Consider the following 17,722-nt stretch of genomic DNA (forward strand, 5'->3'; position numbering starts at 1 on the left):
AGGGCTCTGCCCTGCACCCGCGAAAGGTCACAGACCTTTCGAAACCATGACGTGCCGCGCTACTCGGCCGCCGCCAGCCGCCAATCCGCCACGGGGGCGCCGGCCATCCAGGCGGCGAGGTCGGCCCGGGCGCGGTCGGTGAGCGCCCGCTTCTTCAGCACGGCTTTCTCCGGGCCGCGCAGGCGGCGGCCGGTCTCGTTGCGGGGGGCCTGGGCGAGCGGCGGGAACAGGCCGAAATTGACGTTCATCGGCTGGAACGAGCGCGGCGCGTTGGCCTCGCCGTCGGCCCCGACATGGCCGCCGGTGATGTGGGCGATGAGGGCGCCGAGCGCCGTGGTCTGGGGCAGGGGGCTGAGCGGCCGGCCCGCCGCCTCGGCCACCGCGAAGCGCCCCGCCATCAGCCCGACCGAGGCACTCTCGACATAGCCCTCGCAGCCGGTGATCTGGCCGGCGAAGCGCAAGGCCGGCCGGGCCTTCAGCCGGAGGGTGGCGTCCAAGAGGCGCGGACTGTCGAGATAGGTGTTGCGGTGCAGGCCGCCGAGCCGGGCGAACTCGGCCCGCTCCAGGCCGGGAATCGTGCGGAAGATCCGGACCTGCTCGGCATAGGTCAGCTTCGTCTGGAAGCCGACCATGTTGTAGAGGGTGCCCAGCGCGTTGTCCTGGCGCAGCTGCACGATCGCGCAGGCCTTGACCTGCGGGTCGCGCGGGTTGGTGAGCCCCACGGGCTTCATCGGGCCGTGCCGCAGGGTCTCGGGGCCGCGCTCGGCCATCACCTCGATCGGCAGGCAGCCGTCGAAATACGGCGTCCCCTCCCACTGCTGGAACCCGATCTTGTCCCCCGCCACCAGGGCGGCCACGAAGGCGTCGTACTGCGCCCGGTCCATCGGGCAGTTGAGATAGTCGGCCCCGGTGCCGCCGGGACCGGGCTTGTCGTAGCGGGACTGGAACCACGCCACGTCCATGTCGATCGAGTCGCGGTGCACGATCGGCGCGATGGCGTCGAAGAAGGCGAGCGACTCGGCGCCGGTGAGCGCCCGGATGCCCTCGGCCAGCGCCGGGGCGGTCAGCGGGCCGGTGGCGACGATGCAGGGCCCCCACTCCTCCGGCGGCAGGCCCTCGACCTCGCCGCGCGCGATCGTGACGTTGGGATGCTCCTCGAGGGCCCGGGTCACCGTGGCGGAGAAGCCTTCGCGATCCACCGCCAGGGCGCCCCCTGCCGGCACCTGGTTCGCGTCGGCCGCCCGCATGATCAGCGAGCTCAAGGAGCGCATCTCCTGATGGAGCAGCCCGACGGCGTTGCTCTCCGGGTCGTCCGACCGGAACGAGTTCGAGCAGACGAGCTCGGCCAGGCCGTCGGTCTGGTGGGCCTCGGTGCCGCGGACCGGCCGCATCTCGTGGATCACGGCGCGATGGCCGGCCTCGGCCACCTGCCAGGCCGCCTCGGATCCCGCCAGGCCGCCGCCGACGATGTGTAGGGTCTGTGTCATATCCCAGAATAGCGAAGGACCGTCGCCCGGATCAACGGGCGGCGGTCCTTTGAATCGAATCGCGATGGTTCAGGAGATCAGACGCGGGCGATGCCGTGGATCTCGCTACGGTTGATGCCGAGATCGGCAAGGTCGCGATCCGAGAGGCGGGACAGCTGGGAGACGGTGTCGCGGTACCGGAGATAGGCGCGGACGCGACCCAGGACGCTACGAGCGGCGGACATGGAGTGTATTGACCTCTGTTCGGGCAGTGAGTGGCGCGCCGTTGCGCATCGCTGCCTCTTGTTGGTGCAACGCACATATAAACCTCCCGCGGCGCAGCAGGAGTCGAAAGGCCAAGGATCTGGTCTGCGTGGGCCGCATACGCGGATTAAGAAACCGGCAACCTTCCCGGCTGGTCATTCTTTGTGCGCATGCGGAGACCCGGTCTGAACGCGCGAAGGGCGCCCCGCCGGCCGGCGGGGCGCCCTTCGCAGCGCAAAACGGAGGCGGCGCTCAGTAGAACGGGCGCGGGCCGTAGAAGCCGTTGGGCCGGTAGAACGGGCGGCCATAGGGGCGGTAGAAGGGACGCGGGCGGACGTAGCCGCCATAATAGACCGGCCGGCGCCCGTAATAGGGGCGGGGACCCCAGTTCGGGCGGCAGAGGCCCCAGGGATTCGGGTGGAAGCCCGGGCCGCAGCCGCCCGCCGCCTGGGCGGAGCCCGCGAGCCCGAGGCCGCCGGCGATCGCGGCGGCCACAACGAGTGCCTTCGCGCGCGATGCGCTCAGAATCGCCATGACAGATCTCCTCGAAACGTCCGGCGGATCGGTGCCGGTCGGGGGAGACTCGGCCGCGCCGCCTGAACGGATGCTGAGCCTGTGGTTGTATCCGGTGCAGGCTCCGCGCCCGGGAAACGCGGCCCCGGCGGAGACGGTTTCCCGCACCGCGCCTTCAGTGCAGCGAGGGCGTGCGCAGGAACCGCTCCCGGTCGGCCGAGACCAGGGCGAGCTTCACGCTGCGCCCGTCGCGGCGCACGGTGAGCGGGACGCGGACGCCGGCCTCGCCCAGCGCCCAGATGCTGCGGAACAGGGCGGCGAGGTCCGGGATCGGCTCGCCGGCCACCGCCTCGATCACGTCGCCGCCGCGCAGGCCTCCGGTCTCGGCCGGGCCGCCGTCGGCGAGGCCCATGACCACGATGCCCTCCTCGCTCTCGGTGGCGTAGAGGCCGAGCCAGGGCCGCGGCGGCCGGTTGGCGCGCCCGCGCGTGGCCAGGTCGTCGAGGATCGGCGGCAGCAGGTCGATCGGCACCACCATGTTGATCGGGCGGGCATTGCTGCTGCCGCCCTGCTGCAATTGCAGGGAGCCGATGCCGAGCAGCTCGCCCTGCGCGCCGATCAGCGCGGTGCCGCCCCAATGGGGGTGGGCCGGGGCGGTGAACAGGGCCTCGTCGAGGACATACTCCCAGTACCCGGCGAATTCCTGCCGGGCGACGACCTCGACGGCGACGCAGCGCTGGCGCCCGCCCGCCCCCGCCACCACGGCCCGGTCGCCGGTCTTCAGGCCGGCCGACTGGCCGAGCGGCAGGGCCGGGACGCCGAGATCGCCCAGGGCCTGGACCAGGCCGAAGCCGGTGGCGGCATCGAAGCCGAGCACGTGGCCCTGCACGGAGCGGCCCTCCCGGGTGGTGAGCCAGACGCTCTCCGCCTCCGTGACGAGGTAGCCGACCGTGAGCACCAGCCCGTCTTCCCGGATCACCACGCCGTTGCCGGCGCGCTCGGTGCCGAGGGTCTCGGCCGTGAAGGCGCTCTCGGGCACCCGCGCCGAGAGGGCGAGCACCGACGAGAGCGCCCGATCGAGATCGTAGCCGTAATCCGCAGGCCTGGGCTGGGCCTGCGCGGGGATCTTCCACTCGCCCTGCGTCGCCATGAGATTCCTTCGACTCGTTCGCTCTGCTCCGGCACCGCCGGATGCGCGAAATCAGACTAAGATAGGCTGTCGCCACGGCCTGCGACACCCGTGGCGCGGCGCCGCGCGCGGATCGGCAGCCGACGACACGTCCGCGATCCGGTGCGGGCCGGCGATGTGACAGGACACGCGGGGGCGCTTAGAGCTATCTTACGGGAGCGCGACCGGCAGGGGAACGGCGCGCGGACGCAGGAACGGATCTTGGCCGGACCGATCTTTGCCGCGGGGGCGACTCAGGACCGGGTGCCGCCGGGCCTTCATGGCGCCGACGATGCGCGGCTGCGCCGGCTGCTGTTCGAGATCGGGCGCGGCGAGGCGGCCGCCCTGGCCGAACTCTACGACCTGACCAGCCCGAAACTCTTCGGCGTGATCCTGCGTATCCAACGCGATCGGTCGCTCGCCGAGGACGTCCTGCAAGACGCGTATCTGCGGATCTGGCAGGCGGCCGGGAGCTACGACCCCGAGGCCGGACGCCCGCTCGCATGGCTGTGCACGATCGCCCGGAACCGGGCGATCGACGGCCTGCGCCGGAAGGGGGCCGCCGAGGTTCAGGGACCGGTGCGGGATGACGGAGAGGATTGGGTGGCGCGGTTGATGGACCCGCACGACGACGCCGCGGCGTTCCTGGACCGGGACGCGCTCGGGGCCTGCCTCGGCCGGCTGGAGCCGGCGCACCGGGATTGCGTGGTGCTGGCCTATTGCGAGGGCCGCTCCCGCGACGAGCTGGCCGAGCGCTACGACCGGCCGGTCAACACGATCAAGACCTGGCTGCACCGGGCGCTCGCATCGCTGAAGACCTGCCTGGAGGCGGTCACGTGACCGGCGGGCCAGGCGACCTGACCGCGGATCCCGGCTCGGATCCGGACCTGCGCGCGGCCGAGTACGTGATCGGCACCCTCGACCGCGAAGAGCGGGCCGCGATGGCGCTCGCGCTCGCCACCGATACCGCCGCTGTCGCCCGGGTGCAGGCCTGGGAGCGGCGATTCTCGCCCCTGCTCGGTGCCATCCCGCCGGTGATGCCGTCGCCGCGGGTGCGGGCGGCGCTGCTGCGCGCGCTCCCGGTTGGGCCCGGCGGATCGACCGCTCCGCAGGGGGGCAATCCCCTCGCCGGCGATCCCGTCACTCAAGATCCCCGTCTGCGCGATCCCCTCGCCCATCTGCGGCGGCAGGTCCGGCGCTGGCGCATCGCCACCGCGGGGGCCGGGCTGCTGGCGGCCGGGCTGGCGCTGTTCGTGGCGGTGGGCCTGCGGCCGGAGCCGGAGGGCGGCCGCTACCTCGCGGTGGTGCAGGGCGGCGGCGCGCTCCCGGCGCTGATCGTGCGCGTCGACACCCGCACCGGCACCGCCCAGGTCCGGCCGGTCGGGGCCGAGGCGCCCGCGGGCCGGAGCTTGGAGCTGTGGTATGTCGGCGCCGAGGGCCCGAAGCCGCTCGGCCTCGTCGGGGGCGGTGCGACCCGGGTGACCCTGCCGCAGGGCGCCGCGCCGGACGGGGTGCTGGCGGTCTCCGTGGAGCCTCCGGGCGGCTCGCCGAGCGGCCAGCCCACGGGACCGGTGGTCTATACCGGCAAGCTGATCGCCGAGTAGCAACAGTGAGGAACCCGCAGCGCCGGAGCGGCGCCGCGGGTGGGTCGGATCACGGAATCCGGATCAGGGGGTCAGCACGGCGTTGATCACGTGGATCACGCCGTTCGACTGCATCACGTTCGGGATCGTCACCGTGGCGGTGTTGCCCTTCACGTCGGTGATCAGGACCTTCTTGCCCTGCACAGCCACGGCGAGCGGCTCGCCCTCGACCGTGGTGAGCTGGCCCTGGCCGCCGCCCTTCTTGACCAAAGCCACCAGGTCCTGCGCGGTGTAGACGCCCGGGACGACGTGGTAGGTCAGGATCTTGGTCAGCGTGGGCTTGTTCTGGGGCTGCACCAGGCTCTCGACGGTGCCCGGCGGCAGCTTGGCGAAGGCGGCGTTCGTGGGCGCGAACACCGTGAACGGGCCGGGGCCGCTCAGCGTCTCGACGAGGCCGGCGGCCTTCACGGCGGCGACCAGGGTGGTGTGGTCCTTGGAGTTGACCGCGTTCTCGACGATCGTCTTGCTGGCATACATCGGCGCGCCGCCGACCATCGGGTTCTTGGCGTAGGCCGCGCCGGTCGCACCGAGGCCGAGGGTCAGAGCGAGGGCGACCGCCCGGGCCGCGCGCCGGCCTCCGATAACGTTGAGCATCCTGGTGTTTCCTTCCCTGAGGTATCCCGGGATCGAGCGAGGACCGGGATTACGTCGCCGCTTACGGGTCCTCGGGCGGAAAGGTTTCGCAGGATCTGAATATCCGCCCGGGTCCAGGGGCATGGTCCGGCCGGGCATGAAAAAACCGCCCGGCGGTGGCCGGGCGGTTCGCCGTCCTGGCGGACGGGATGGCGGAGATCCGGGCTCCCCACCGCCTGCGCGGTGGGAACCCGGATCTCGGTTCGATCAGTACTTGTCGATCAGTACTTGTCGATCAGTACTTGCGGACCAGGGCGGTCGGGACCGGCGAGACCGGGGCCGGCGAGTACAGCGGCACGATCAGGCGCAGCCAGCCGTCCGTCGAGTAGTCGCTGCGGGCGCGGCTGAACGGCGTCGCGGCGATCTGCGCGCCGGTGACCACGTCGCGGGCGACGTAGGCCTGCACGGTGAAGACCTTGAAGTCGTAGCCGATCAGGCCGCCGACGGCGAACCGGCCGCGGTTGTTGGCGGCCGCGCTGAACTGGCCGATGTCGAAGTTGTAGGTGCCGTAGGCGACCGGACCGATCTCGAAGTTGCCGAACTTCTTGGTCGCGGTGAGGTCGAAGTTCAGGGCGTTGGACAGGTAGAACGGGCCGAGCGCCGCGCCGACCGGACCACCGAAGCGGCCGGGCGAATCGTAGATGTTGGCGGTCAGGTTGCCGGTGATGTTCCAGCCGTCGCCGGTGTAGCTGCCGGCCACGCCGAAGCGGTAGGTGTTCGAGGAGAGCTGCGGCAGCACCGGGGTGGCGGTCGTGCCGTTGGCGGTGATGATCGAGCCGCGATCACCGTTGAGGTCGTTCAGGTACGCGCCGCCGAGCAAGCTGACGCCGAAGTTGTTGCCGAGGTCGAACGCCCAGATGCCGCCGACGAAGGTGCCGACGTTGATCGAGATGTCCTTGTTGCGCACGCCAGCCGGGTTGCGGGTGAAGGCGAACACGGTCGGGGGGGCGACGAGCAGCTCGATGCGGCCGCCGAACGGCACAAGCGGGGTCGACCAGACCAGCACCGGGACGTTGACGGCGGTATCGGGATCGTTCCGGCCATCGGTGCGGCGGAACGTGAAGGTGTTGATCGCGTAGATACCCTCGGGCAGCGGCGCGCCGATGGCGAGGCCGACCTGCTCGCCCGGAACCGTCGTGGTCTGCGCCTGAGCGATCGTCGAGGTCATGCCGACCGTGAGCGCGACCGCGCCGGCCGCGAGCCAGTTCTTCATCATTGTTTCTGTCCTTCCCAAGGTCTCAAGGCTTCCGTCCCGCATTCGGCACTACCCTGCCGGTCTGCTCGCCATTGGCGGCTGCCGACTTCCGGTGTGCCGAGCGCCCCCACGGAGCCCGCCCGTCTCAACGCCAATGACTATTCTACAGAGACCTGCGGAATGACAGTGGAATGCCGGTCGAAGCGGCAAAACCGGCCGAACCGTTGCGCAAAAGACGCATTTTTGCGGCGATGCAACACAGTCCCCAGGATTGAATAGCGGGCGGGCGGCCGGCAAAATATCGTTGAATGGTCAAGCTGTTGCCCGGGACCTCCCGGCACTTTGGCGGGAGAATCCGGCAAGCAGGGGTGGGTGAACGGGCATTCGTCCCAGCCGGGCGCCGAACCCGGAAACCCCGCTCCGGACGGCCGATCCCCGGCCGAAGACGGGCGGGAGCCGACCGAATCACGGGGCGCTGAGGCGGTCCCGAGCGGATTTTCGGGCCGCACCGGGCAGAATCTGCCGCCTCGAGCCCGGCCGGCGCCTATTCGGCGGCGGTGCGGCGGCCGGATTGCGGGGCCGGGCGACGGGCCAGCACCTCGCGCAGGAACCGGCCGGTATGGCTCGCCTTCGAGCGGGCGATCTCCTCCGGGGTGCCGAGCGCCACCACCCGGCCACCGCCGTCCCCGCCCTCGGGCCCCATGTCGATCACCCAGTCGGCGGTCTTGATCACTTCGAGATTGTGCTCGATCACCACCACCGTGTTGCCCTGGTCCACCAGCTCGTGGAGCACCTCCATGAGCTTGGCCACGTCGTGGAAGTGCAGCCCGGTGGTCGGCTCGTCGAGGATGTAGAGCGTGCGGCCCGTGGCACGCTTCGACAGCTCCTTGGACAGCTTCACCCGTTGCGCCTCGCCCCCCGACAGGGTGGTGGCCTGCTGGCCGACATGGACGTAGTGCAGGCCGACCCGCTTCAGGGTCTCGAGCTTCTCGCGGATCGCCGGCACCGCCTTGAACAGCTCGGCCGCCTCCTCGACGGTGGAATCGAGCACGTCGGCGATGGACTTGCCGCGGTACTTCACCTCCAGGGTCTCGCGGTCGTAGCGCTTGCCCTTGCACACGTCGCAGGTGACGTAGACGTCCGGCAGGAAGTGCATCTCGATCTTGATGACGCCGTCGCCCGAGCAGGCCTCGCAGCGCCCGCCCTTCACGTTGAACGAGAAGCGCCCCGGCTGGTAGCCCCGGGCCTTGGCCTCGGGCAGGCCCGCGAACCAGTCGCGGATCGGCGTGAAGGCGCCGATATAGGTGGCGGGGTTCGAGCGCGGCGTCCGGCCGATCGGCGACTGGTCGATGTCGATGACCTTGTCGAGATGCTCCAGCCCCTCGAGTCTGTCGTACGGGGCCGGGTGCTCCAGCGCCCCGTTCAGCTTCTTTGCGACGGCCTTGTACAGGGTGTCGATCACCAGGGTGGACTTGCCGCCGCCCGAGACGCCGGTGATGCACGTGAAGGTGCCGAGCGGCACCTCGATATCCACGTCCTTGAGGTTGTTGCCCCGGGCGCCGAACACCCCGAGCTTGCCCTTCCGGCTCTTGCGCCGCGCGGCCGGGGTGCGGACCGCCATCGCGCCGGTGAGGTACTTGGCCGTGAGCGAGGCCGGGTTGGCCAGCACCTCGGCGGGGGTGCCCTGGGCGATGATCTCGCCGCCATGGATGCCCGCACCCGGGCCGACATCGACCACGTAGTCGGCCTGCAGGATCGCGTCCTCGTCGTGCTCGACCACGATCACCGAGTTGCCGAGGTCGCGCAGGCGCTTGAGCGTGCCGAGCAGCCGCTCGTTGTCGCGCTGGTGCAGGCCGATCGAGGGCTCGTCCAGCACGTAGAGCACGCCGGTGAGCCCGGAGCCGATCTGCGAGGCCAGCCGGATGCGCTGGCTTTCGCCCCCCGACAGGGAGCCGGAGCCGCGGGCCAGCGTCAGGTATTCGAGGCCGACATCCACCAGGAAGCTGAGCCGGTCGCGGATTTCTTTGAGAATTCTGACCGCGATCTCGTTTTGCTTGGCCGTCAGCTTCTCCGGCAATTCGGAGAACCAGCGATGGGCTTCCGAAACGGACAGCGCCGTCACGTCGCCGATATCGGCCATGGCGACCTTCACGGCCAGCGCCTCGGGCTTCAGCCGCTTGCCGCCGCAGGACGCGCAGGGCGTCTCGCTCATGAACCGGCCGATTTCCTCCCGCACCGCGTCGGACTCGCTCTCCTTGTAGCGGCGCTCCAGGTTCGGGATCACGCCCTCGAACGGCTTGTTGACCGCATACTTGCGCAGGCCGTCGTCGTAGGCGAAGCGGATCGCCTGCTTGCCGGAGCCGTACAGAACGACGGCGCGGGCCGCCTCCGGCAGGCTCTGCCAGGCCACGCTCGTCTTGAAGCCGTAATGCTCCGCCAGCGCGTCCAGCGTCTGGCCGTAATAGGGCGAGGTCGATTTCGCCCAGGGGCCGACCGCGCCGCGCTTCAAGCTGAGCGCAGGGTCCGAGATCACCAGTTCGGGGTCGATCCGCATCTCGTGGCCGATGCCGCCGCAGGTCGGGCAGGCGCCGAACGGGTTGTTGAACGAGAACAGCCGCGGCTCGATCTCCGCGATGGTGAAGCCCGAGACGGGACAGGCGAAACGCGACGAGAACGTGATCGTCCGGGGCTCCTCGCCCTCCGGCGCGTCGGCGAACACGATCTCGCTGATGCCGTCGGCGAGTTCCAGCGCGGTCTCGAACGAATCCGCCAGCCGCGCGGCGATGTCGGGCCGCACCACGATCCGGTCGACGACCACGTCGATGTCGTGCTTGAACTTCTTGTCGAGCTTGGGCGCGTCGTCGATCGCGTAATATTCGCCGTCGACCCGCAGCCGCTGAAACCCTTTCTTTTGGTACTCGGCGATTTCCTTGCGGTACTCGCCCTTCCGGCCGCGGACCACCGGGGCGAGCAGGTACAGCCGGCTCTTCTCCGGCAGCTCCAGCACCCGGTCGACCATCTGCTGGACGGTCTGGCTCTCGATCGGCAGGCCGGTGGCCGGGGAGTAGGGGATGCCGACCCGCGCCCAGAGCAGGCGCATGTAGTCGTAGATCTCGGTCACCGTCCCGACGGTGGACCGGGGGTTCTTGGAGGTGGTCTTCTGCTCGATGGAGATCGCCGGCGACAGCCCGTCGATCTGGTCGACATCGGGCTTGGACATCATCTCCAGGAACTGGCGGGCATAGGCCGAGAGCGATTCGACGTAGCGGCGCTGCCCCTCGGCGTAGATCGTGTCGAAGGCGAGCGACGACTTGCCCGAGCCCGACAGCCCGGTGAACACCACGAGCTTGTCCCGGGGGATCGTCAGGTCGACGTTCTTGAGGTTGTGCTCCCGGGCGCCCCGGACCGTGATCACCCGCCGGTCGGCGGCGCTCGGCGGCGCGGCGTCGAACAGGGCCTCCAGCTTGGCGTCGACGGCGGCCTCCGCGGCCGCGCTCCGGCTGCTGCCCGGGCGGACGGGGGCGGGGGCCTCGGCCTTCTTCGTACGCGCGGGCTTGTTCGTCCGCTCAGGCTCGGCCGGAACCGCCTCGGCCGGCGCTTTGGCGGACGACGCCTTCACGGGAGACGGTTTGGGGGCGGCTTTGCTGGCGCCGACGCGGGGTCCGACTCGGGTTCCGGCTTGGGCTTTGGCCATGAGGGCGGCGGTCTTTCGAGGCGTCGACGCGGTCGGGGCTGGCTTTGCGCGCGGGTCAGCCGCCGCACCCGCTCATGTCGAGCCCGGAGCGGTCGACGGCAAGGTGAGGCCGGCGGGACGCAGGCCCGACATGCAACGCCATTGCTAGAACGAAACGCGTACGCCGGCAACCGCTCGCCGGAAGCCTGTCGTTTCGCGGCCGAAAAGACGGGATTTCCAAAGGGCCTGCGGCCCTTTGGCGGGGTGTCGGGGCAGGCCCCGACAGCAGGGCGCTGCCCTGCACCCGCAAAAGGTCCGGGACCTTTTGGATCCGGGACTTCACGCGTCGGCGTTGCGCGCCATGAAGGTGGCGGGGGTGCCGTCCTCGGGGTTCACGAAGATGATGTCGGTGGGGGCCCGCCGCGGGGTGTCGATCGACAGGAACGTCACCGGCTCGCCCGGGGCGATCTCCGGCATCGCGTGCACCGTGCCCGTCTCGAAGAACAAGAGCTGGCCGGGGCCGAACGGTGTGAGGTTCGCGGGGTCACCCAGCCAGACTGTGCCGCGTCCCGACAGGCAGTACAGGTACTCGTCGCAGGTGGCGTGATAGTGCGGCGGGGTCGGGCGGTAGACCCGGAACACCCGGGCGCTCGCCGCCGCCCGGTCGGTCAGGTAGGTGTCGACCAGGAGCGTCCGCGCGCTGTCGGGCAGCGCCGCCGCGAGCGCCGCCACGTCGAAGATTCCGGTGCCCGTCCCGGTCATGGCGCCCGCCTCACGACGCAAAACCTTCGAGCACGATCTTGCCCTTGGCGCGCCCGCTCTCGATCAGCGCGTGCGCCCGCCGCAGGTTCCGGGCGTCGATCCGCCCGTAATGCTCGCCCAGGGTCGTGCGCAGGCGCCCCGCATCCACCAGCCGGGCGACCTCGTCGAGGAGCGCGCCCTGGGCGGCGATATCGGAGGTGCCGAACATCGAGCGGGTGAACATGAACTCCCAGTGCAGCGACAGGCTCTTGCGCTTGAGCAGCGCCACGTCGAGCTGCGCGGGATCGTCGATCAGGGCGAACCGGCCCTGCGGGGCGATCAGCGTCGCGATCTCGGCGAGATGCGCGTCGGTGTTGGTGGTCGAGAACACGAGGCCCGGCGCGCCGAGGCCCAGGGCCGCCACCTCGGCGGAGAGCGGCTTGGCATGATCGACCACGTGGTGGGCGCCGAGATCCCGGCACCAGGCCGCCGTCTCCGGCCGGGACGCGGTGGCGATCACGGTGAGGTCGGTGAGCTGCCGGGCGAGCTGGATCGCCACCGAGCCGACGCCGCCCGCCCCGCCGACGATCAGGATCGCCGGGGCGGCGCCCGGCACCGGTTTCTTGGCGTCGAGCCGGTCGAACAGGGCCTCCCAGGCGGTGATCGCGGTGAGCGGCAGGGCGGCGGCCTGCGCCCAGTCGAGGCCGGCGGGCTTGTGCCCGACGATGCGCGCGTCGACGCAATGGAATTCGGCGTTGGTCCCCGGCCGGGTGAGGTCGCCCGCGTAGAACACCGCGTCTCCGACCGAGAAGCCCTCGGCCTCGGCACCCGTGGCGAGAACGGTGCCGGCGGCGTCCCAGCCCAGGACCTTGACCCCGCCGGCCTCGGGCTCGGCCCGCACCCGGACCTTGGTGTCGACCGGGTTCACCGAGACCGCCTCGACCTTCACCAGCAGGTCGCGGGGGCCGGGATCGGGCCGGGGCAGGTCGCAATCGACCAGGGCCTCGGCCTCGGTGATCGGCAGGGATTTTCTGTACCCGACGGCGCGCATCGCAATCTCCTCCGACTGACCCGCACGGAGATGCCGTCCGCCTTCACGGCGCGCAAGTACGCACATAAAACGCCGATAGTGCCGAGAATGATACCGCCCGACGATCGCCTTGGGATCCCGCCATGCCCCGCACCCGACACCATAGCGGCAACTGCAGCCCCGGCTGCGCCGTCGAGGCCACCCTCCGGCTCATCGACGGCAAGTGGAAGGGCGTGATCCTCTACCACCTGCTAGAGGGGACCCTGCGCTTCAACGAGATCCGCCGGCGGCTGGCGAGCGTGACGCAGCGCATGCTCACGAACCAGCTGCGCGAGATGGAGGCGGACGGCCTGATCGCCCGGAAGGTCTACGCCGAGGTGCCCCCGAAGGTGGAGTACAGTCTGACCGAGCGGGGGCGGACCCTGGAGCCGGTCATCCACGCGCTCAAGGTCTGGGGCGACCTGCATGCCGATTTGCATGAGGCCGATTTGCATGATCCCGAACGGCTTGAGGCCGAACGGCTTGAGGCCGAACGGCTTGCCGAGGCGGCACCGACCGTCGGGACTGCCGCCTGATTGTGCATTGCAGGCCGGGCCAAACCCCTCCACCCTAACGGTGTTTTTATAACCGTCCCGGATGATTCCGGCGAACGTTGCAGGATTCCGGGTTCCGATGGCCGTCCTCTCCTCACTCCGCGCGCGCATCCTCGCGGTGGCGCTCGCGCCCTGCCTTGCCTTCGCGGGGGCGGCCGGGTGGGCGGTGTCCGACCAATGGGCGCGGCGGGCCGAGATGGACCGGGTCGAGACCCTCGTCGGCCTCGCCTCGCGGATCAGCGCCTTCGTCCACGAGGCCCAGCGCGAGCGCGGCGCCTCCAGCCTGTTCCTGGGCGCCAGGGGGGCGCAGTTCGGGCCGGAACTCGCGGCCCAGCGCAGCCGCACCGACGCGGCTTTGGCCGGGCTCCCCGACGCGATGGCGGCCGCGACCGGCTTCGGCCCCGCCTTCGCGGCACGCGCCGAGGGCTTCGCGCAGGGGCTCACCGGGCTCGCGGCCCAGCGCCGGGCGGTCGATGCCCTGGGCCTCACCGCGCCGCAGGCGACGGGCTTCTACACCGGCCTGATCGGCGAGGGGCTGGGCGTGGTCCGGGCGATGGGCGGCGTGATCGACGAGGCCGGCATCGCGGCCCGGGCCAACGCCTACGCGGCGTTCCTGGCGCTGAAGGAGGCCGCCGGCCAGGAGCGGGCCGCCGCCTCGGCGGTGTTCGCCTCCGGCAGCCTGGACCTCCCCGCCGCGCGCCGGCTCACCACGCTCTCGGCCGATCAGGCGACCTACGGCGCCCTGTTCCGGGCCGGGGCCGTCGAGGGTCAGGCCGCGCTGCTGGACGCCGCGGAGGCGACCGAGCCGGCGCGGGAGGTGGCACGCCTGCGCAGCGCCGCGCAGGAGACGATGCCGGGCACGACCCTCGCCTTCCGCGACGCGCCGGCCTGGTTCCGGCTCGCCACCCAGCGCATCGACGCCCTCAAAGGCGTCGAGGACCGGCTGACCGCCGACCTGGTGGCCGCCGCCGGCGCGGTGCGGGCCCGGGCCGACCGGATGCTGACGGTCTGGATCGCGGGCGGGCTCGCCCTGTTCGCGCTCTCGGTCGGCTTCGCGTTCTGGCTCGGCACGGCCATCGCGCGGCCCCTGGTCCGGATGGCCCGGGTGCTGACGGCGATCGGGCGGGGCGAGGGACACGACGGGCCGGGCGCCGACCTGGCCATCCCGGCGGGGGGCCCGCGCGAGGTGCGGGCGATCGCCGACGCCGCGGTGACGTTCCGCGACAGCGTCGCCGAGCGCCGGCTCGCCCGGGCCGCGCAGCAGCGCCTCGCCGCCGAGAATGCTGCCGCGCAGCGCGCCGCCGCCCTGAGCCTCGCCGACAGCTTCGAGGGGCAGGTCGGAGGCATCGTCGCGGCGGTCTCGGCCGCCGCCGAGCAGCTGGAGGCCTCCGCCCACGGCATGGCCCGGGCCGCGCAGGACACCACCGACCTCAGCCGGGCGGTGGCCGGCGCCGCGGATTCGGCCGCCCGCTCGGCCGACACCGTGGCGGCGGCCACCGAGGAGCTCACGGCCTCGGTCCGGGAGATCGGCGTGCAGGTCGGAGCCTCGGCCGACCTCGCGGCCTCGGCGACCCGGGACGCGGACGGCATGGCCGGAGAGGTCCGCCGCCTCGCCCAGGCCGCCGGGAGCATCGGGGAGATCGTCGCGATGATCTCGGACATCGCCGGCCAGACCAACCTGCTCGCCCTCAACGCCACCATCGAGGCGGCCCGAGCCGGCGAGGCGGGCCGGGGCTTCGCGGTGGTGGCCGCCGAGGTCAAGAACCTCGCCGGCCAGACCGCCCGGGCGACCGAGGAGATCGCCGCCAAGGTCGCCGAGATCACCGGCTCCACCGAGGCCTCCGTCCGCTCGATCGGCGGCATCACCGAGGTGATCCGCACCCTCGCCCGGATCGGGGCCGAGATCGCCGCCATGGTCGAGCAGCAGGGCGCGGCCACCGCCGAGATCGCCCGCACCACCGGCCAGACCTCGCAGGATACCCGCGCGGTCTCGGGCACCATCGCCGGCGTGGGCGAGGCGGCCGGCACGGCCAGCCACAGCTCGTCCCAGGTGCTCGACGCCGCCAGCGACCTGGCCCGGCAGGCCAGCGCCCTGCGCGGCGCCGTCGGCGATTTTTTGGCCAACGTCCGGGCCGCCTGACGGCAAAGTCCCGGATTCAATAGGTCCGAGACCTTTTGCGGGTGCGGGCGGAGCCCGCTGTTTTCAAGGGCTCCGCCCCTGAACCCCGCCAAAGGGCTGAGCCCTTTGGAAACCCGGGACTAAGCCTCGGCCAGGCCGAGCCCGAGCAGGCGGTTGGCGTTGCGCCAGAGGGCGGCGTCCAGGGCGTCCTCCGACAGGCCGAGCGCGCGGAAATCCGCGACGCCCTGGCCCATCGCCCGGAACGGGAACGAGGAGCCGAACAGGAACTGGTCCTTCATGAAGCCGTTCGCCGCCTCCACGTAGAGGCCGCCGCCGGGCGCGAACGTGTACATGTCCGGGGAGACGAAGACGTTCTCGTTGCGGAAGGCCACGGTCACCATCTCGGCCACGTGCGGGTAGAACCCGTGGCAGCACACGATCGGCAGCTTCGGGAAGGTCCGGGCGACCCGGTCCACCGCCAGCGGGTCGTTGAGGCGCAGGTCCGGCGTGGTCGGGCCGGACATGACGAAAGCCGGGACCGCCAGCGTCTCGCACAGCTCGTAGAGCGGCATCAGGCGCTCGTCGTCGGCCCGCATGCCCTCGCGGTAGAAGCCGGCATCGAGGTTGATCCCCTTGAAGCCGAGCTCGGTCACGGCGCGCTTGGCCTCCGCCACCGCGGCCTTGCGGCCGAGCTTGACCGGATCCACCGAGGCGATGCCGATCAGCCGCTTCGGATCGTGCCCGGCGGCCTGCGCGAGGGCGTCGTTCGAGACCCGGACCCCCGGGACCGACCGGGCGACCATCACGGCGACGTCGATCCCGGCCCCGTCCATCTCGGCGCGGAAGCCCTCGATCGTGGCGCCGCGGGTGAAGTGCTCGACCTCGCGGCTGCCGACCCGGGCGTTCAGCCAGCGGGCGACGCCGAATTCCGGCGTGTCGGGCTCGGCGCCGAAGAACGTGTGCAGGAAGGTCGGCCGGCTGCGCATGTCCACGACGGGCATTGTTTTGGGACTCCATGGTTGTGACGGGATCCACAAGGTCGAGACCTTGTGCGGGTGCAGGGCGGAGCCCTGCTATCGGGCCTCGGGCCGTGCGCTCAAGGGCTCCGCCCCTGAACCCCGCCAAAGGGCTGAGCCCTTTGGAAACCCGATCTCGTCCCTGGCAGGCGGGTCTCGTCAATGCGAGACCGCCTCCAGCACCTTGCCGCGGGTCTCGACCCCGAGGGTGAGCACCAGGAGGGCGGCGATCAGGAAACCGCCCGCGCCGACCTGGAACGCGGTGGCCGGGCCGTAATCGCGCACCAGCACCGGCACGATCATCGGCCCCAGGATGGCGCCGATCCGCCCGAAGGCCGAGGCGAAGCCGGCCCCGGTGGCCCGGGCGCGGGTCGGGTACAGCTCCGGCGTGTAGGCGTAGAGGCAGCTCCACATGCCGAACATGAAGAACTGCATCACGAAGCCCGCGACGAACAGCCAGGTCACCGTGACGCCGGCGACGGTCAGCACGGGCTCGCCGCCGGCATTGCCGTACAGCCAGGCCGCGGCCGCCGCGCAGATCAGGAACAGGGCCGTGGTCGGCTTGCGGCCGATCCGCTCGAGCAGCACGGCCGCCGCGGCGAAGCCCGGGATGCCGCCCAGGGTGATCAGGGTCACGAAGCCCACCGAGCCGACGATCGAGAAGCCGCGCTCCTTGAGCAGCACCGCGATCCAGGAATTGAGCCCGAAGAAGCCGATCAGCGCGAAGAACCACAACCCGAAGGCCATCACGGTGCGCAGCCGGTAGGCCGGCGCGAACAGGGTCGCCACCGCGCTCAGCCGGGGCCCGGGAATCCGATCGGCGACCGTCTCCGCCACCGCGGCGGCGACCTGCGGGGTGATTGGGGGCAGGGGCCGGCCGGTGGCGCGCTCGACCGCGCGCTCCATCGTGGTCATCACGGCGTCGGCTTCCGCGTGCCGGCCCGTTTCGGCGAGCCAGCGGGGCGATTCGGGCATGGAGCGGCGCACCGCGAGCACCACCAGCGACAGCAGGCCGACCACCACGAAGGCCCAGCGCCAGCCGAGATAGGGCAGCACGAAGAAGCTGATCGCCCCGGACAGGACGTAGCCCACCGCCCAGAACCCCTCCAGGATCGCGATGTACTTGCCGCGCACGGGGGCCGGGACGATCTCGGAGACCATCGCCTGCGCCACCGGCGCCTCGCCGCCGACGCCCACCCCGATCAGGAACCGGCAGGCCATCAGCACGGGCAGGCTCCAGGCGGCCGCCGCCGCGAGGCTCGCGAGGCCCCAGACCACCATGGTCACCTGGAACACCGCCTTGCGGCCGAACCGGTCGGAGGCGGTGCCGGCGACGATGTTGCCGACGAGCTGGCCCGCGAAGGTCATGGCGGCGAGCTGGCCGGCCTCCGTGGGGCTCAGCCCGAAAGCCACCACGATCGAGCCGAGCAGGAAGGTCAGGAGCGCCACGTCGATCTGGTCGACCAGCCACGCGGAGGCGATGATCGCGAAGATCTTTCGCTGGTAGCGCGACATCGGCAGCCGTTCGAGGCGCGCGGCGATGTCCGAGACGACCGGACGCCCGTCCTCCCGAGCTGTGGCGGCAAGCGGCACGGTGGATCCTTTCTCGACACCCGGACCGCCGCGCGGTCCCGTGCCGACCCCGGTACAGCAGGCCCGCCTGCCGGA

Annotated in this window: 15 protein-coding genes; 4 read left to right on the forward strand and 11 right to left on the reverse strand. The window is 71.3% G+C overall.

Features of this window, described 5'->3' with window-relative positions:
* Positions 1–59 precede the first annotated feature (59 nt).
* From trmFO to ACYQPG_RS18330, 4 genes are all read right to left on the reverse strand, one after another.
* Positions 60–1,487 (reverse strand): methylenetetrahydrofolate--tRNA-(uracil(54)-C(5))-methyltransferase (FADH(2)-oxidizing) TrmFO, encoded by a 1,428-nt coding sequence (gene trmFO / locus ACYQPG_RS18315; RefSeq protein WP_147910472.1) that lies wholly within the window; start codon positions 1,485–1,487, stop codon positions 60–62.
* Positions 1,488–1,564: 77 nt separating this feature from the next.
* Entirely contained in the window at positions 1,565–1,711 is a 147-nt protein-coding gene (locus ACYQPG_RS18320) for a DUF1127 domain-containing protein (protein WP_147857367.1), read from the reverse strand.
* Between the two features lie 271 nt (positions 1,712–1,982).
* Entirely contained in the window at positions 1,983–2,264 is a 282-nt protein-coding gene (locus tag ACYQPG_RS18325; RefSeq protein WP_147910471.1) for a GCG_CRPN prefix-to-repeats domain-containing protein, read from the reverse strand.
* Between the two features lie 154 nt (positions 2,265–2,418).
* Complete coding sequence (locus ACYQPG_RS18330) at positions 2,419–3,393, reverse strand: S1C family serine protease (protein WP_147910470.1); 975 nt, start codon at positions 3,391–3,393, stop codon at positions 2,419–2,421.
* A gap of 252 nt (positions 3,394–3,645) precedes the next feature.
* On the opposite strand from ACYQPG_RS18330, the gene ACYQPG_RS18335 reads away from it, so the two are divergent.
* Positions 3,646–4,251, forward strand: coding sequence for a sigma-70 family RNA polymerase sigma factor (locus ACYQPG_RS18335; protein ID WP_419828550.1), 606 nt, complete (start codon positions 3,646–3,648; stop codon positions 4,249–4,251).
* Positions 4,248–5,015 (forward strand): anti-sigma factor, encoded by a 768-nt coding sequence (locus ACYQPG_RS18340; protein WP_461231436.1) that lies wholly within the window; start codon positions 4,248–4,250, stop codon positions 5,013–5,015. Before ACYQPG_RS18335 ends, ACYQPG_RS18340 begins: the two co-directional genes overlap by 4 nt.
* Positions 5,016–5,078: 63 nt before the next feature.
* On the opposite strand, the gene ACYQPG_RS18345 is transcribed toward ACYQPG_RS18340, so the two are convergent.
* The 5 genes from ACYQPG_RS18345 to ACYQPG_RS18365 form a co-directional block, all read right to left on the reverse strand.
* Complete coding sequence (locus ACYQPG_RS18345; protein WP_147857251.1) at positions 5,079–5,648, reverse strand: fasciclin domain-containing protein; 570 nt, start codon at positions 5,646–5,648, stop codon at positions 5,079–5,081.
* Positions 5,649–5,922: 274 nt separating this feature from the next.
* Positions 5,923–6,903 carry a transporter gene (locus ACYQPG_RS18350; RefSeq protein ID WP_147940174.1) on the reverse strand — a complete coding sequence of 327 codons (981 nt, stop codon included), beginning with the start codon at positions 6,901–6,903 and terminating at the stop codon, positions 5,923–5,925.
* Between the two features lie 523 nt (positions 6,904–7,426).
* Positions 7,427–10,576 (reverse strand): excinuclease ABC subunit UvrA, encoded by a 3,150-nt coding sequence (gene uvrA / locus ACYQPG_RS18355; protein WP_461231437.1) that lies wholly within the window; start codon positions 10,574–10,576, stop codon positions 7,427–7,429.
* A gap of 318 nt (positions 10,577–10,894) precedes the next feature.
* A complete protein-coding gene (locus ACYQPG_RS18360; RefSeq protein WP_147910578.1) occupies positions 10,895–11,317 on the reverse strand; it encodes a cupin domain-containing protein in 423 nt (140 codons plus the stop codon).
* Between the two features lie 10 nt (positions 11,318–11,327).
* A complete protein-coding gene (locus ACYQPG_RS18365; protein ID WP_147940176.1) occupies positions 11,328–12,347 on the reverse strand; it encodes a zinc-binding alcohol dehydrogenase family protein in 1,020 nt (339 codons plus the stop codon).
* A 122-nt stretch (positions 12,348–12,469) separates the two neighbouring features.
* Between ACYQPG_RS18365 and ACYQPG_RS18370 the strand changes: the two genes are divergently transcribed.
* Together ACYQPG_RS18370 and ACYQPG_RS18375 are read left to right on the forward strand one after the other, a co-directional pair.
* The gene (locus ACYQPG_RS18370; protein ID WP_461231438.1) at positions 12,470–12,901 is read left to right on the forward strand and encodes a winged helix-turn-helix transcriptional regulator; all 432 of its coding nucleotides are present in this window, start codon (positions 12,470–12,472) and stop codon (positions 12,899–12,901) included.
* Positions 12,902–12,998: 97 nt separating this feature from the next.
* A complete protein-coding gene (locus tag ACYQPG_RS18375; RefSeq protein ID WP_461231439.1) occupies positions 12,999–15,059 on the forward strand; it encodes a methyl-accepting chemotaxis protein in 2,061 nt (686 codons plus the stop codon).
* Between the two features lie 119 nt (positions 15,060–15,178).
* Here the strand turns inward: ACYQPG_RS18375 and ACYQPG_RS18380 are convergent, their stop codons facing one another.
* Complete coding sequence (locus ACYQPG_RS18380; protein ID WP_419828447.1) at positions 15,179–16,039, reverse strand: amidohydrolase family protein; 861 nt, start codon at positions 16,037–16,039, stop codon at positions 15,179–15,181.
* Positions 16,040–16,213: 174 nt separating this feature from the next.
* The gene (locus ACYQPG_RS18385; RefSeq protein WP_461231440.1) at positions 16,214–17,647 is read right to left on the reverse strand and encodes an MFS transporter; all 1,434 of its coding nucleotides are present in this window, start codon (positions 17,645–17,647) and stop codon (positions 16,214–16,216) included.
* Positions 17,648–17,722 lie beyond the last annotated feature (75 nt).

The organism is Methylobacterium sp. CM6246 (assembly GCF_054818005.1).

Excerpts from the sequence above, each read along its gene's own strand:
- ACYQPG_RS18325 (WP_147910471.1), bottom strand. The coding sequence starts at position 2,264 with ATGGCGATTCTGAGCGCATCGCGCGCGAAGGCACTCGTTGTGGCCGCC.
- ACYQPG_RS18360 (WP_147910578.1), bottom strand. The coding sequence starts at position 11,317 with ATGACCGGGACGGGCACCGGAATCTTCGACGTGGCGGCGCTCGCGGCG.
- ACYQPG_RS18320 (WP_147857367.1), bottom strand. The coding sequence starts at position 1,711 with ATGTCCGCCGCTCGTAGCGTCCTGGGTCGCGTCCGCGCCTATCTCCGG.
- ACYQPG_RS18380 (WP_419828447.1), bottom strand. The coding sequence starts at position 16,039 with ATGCCCGTCGTGGACATGCGCAGCCGGCCGACCTTCCTGCACACGTTC.
- ACYQPG_RS18350 (WP_147940174.1), bottom strand. The coding sequence starts at position 6,903 with ATGATGAAGAACTGGCTCGCGGCCGGCGCGGTCGCGCTCACGGTCGGC.
- trmFO (WP_147910472.1), bottom strand. The coding sequence starts at position 1,487 with ATGACACAGACCCTACACATCGTCGGCGGCGGCCTGGCGGGATCCGAG.
- ACYQPG_RS18345 (WP_147857251.1), bottom strand. The coding sequence starts at position 5,648 with ATGCTCAACGTTATCGGAGGCCGGCGCGCGGCCCGGGCGGTCGCCCTC.
- ACYQPG_RS18375 (WP_461231439.1), top strand. The coding sequence starts at position 12,999 with ATGGCCGTCCTCTCCTCACTCCGCGCGCGCATCCTCGCGGTGGCGCTC.
- ACYQPG_RS18370 (WP_461231438.1), top strand. The coding sequence starts at position 12,470 with ATGCCCCGCACCCGACACCATAGCGGCAACTGCAGCCCCGGCTGCGCC.
- ACYQPG_RS18365 (WP_147940176.1), bottom strand. The coding sequence starts at position 12,347 with ATGCGCGCCGTCGGGTACAGAAAATCCCTGCCGATCACCGAGGCCGAG.
- uvrA (WP_461231437.1), bottom strand. The coding sequence starts at position 10,576 with ATGGCCAAAGCCCAAGCCGGAACCCGAGTCGGACCCCGCGTCGGCGCC.
- ACYQPG_RS18330 (WP_147910470.1), bottom strand. The coding sequence starts at position 3,393 with ATGGCGACGCAGGGCGAGTGGAAGATCCCCGCGCAGGCCCAGCCCAGG.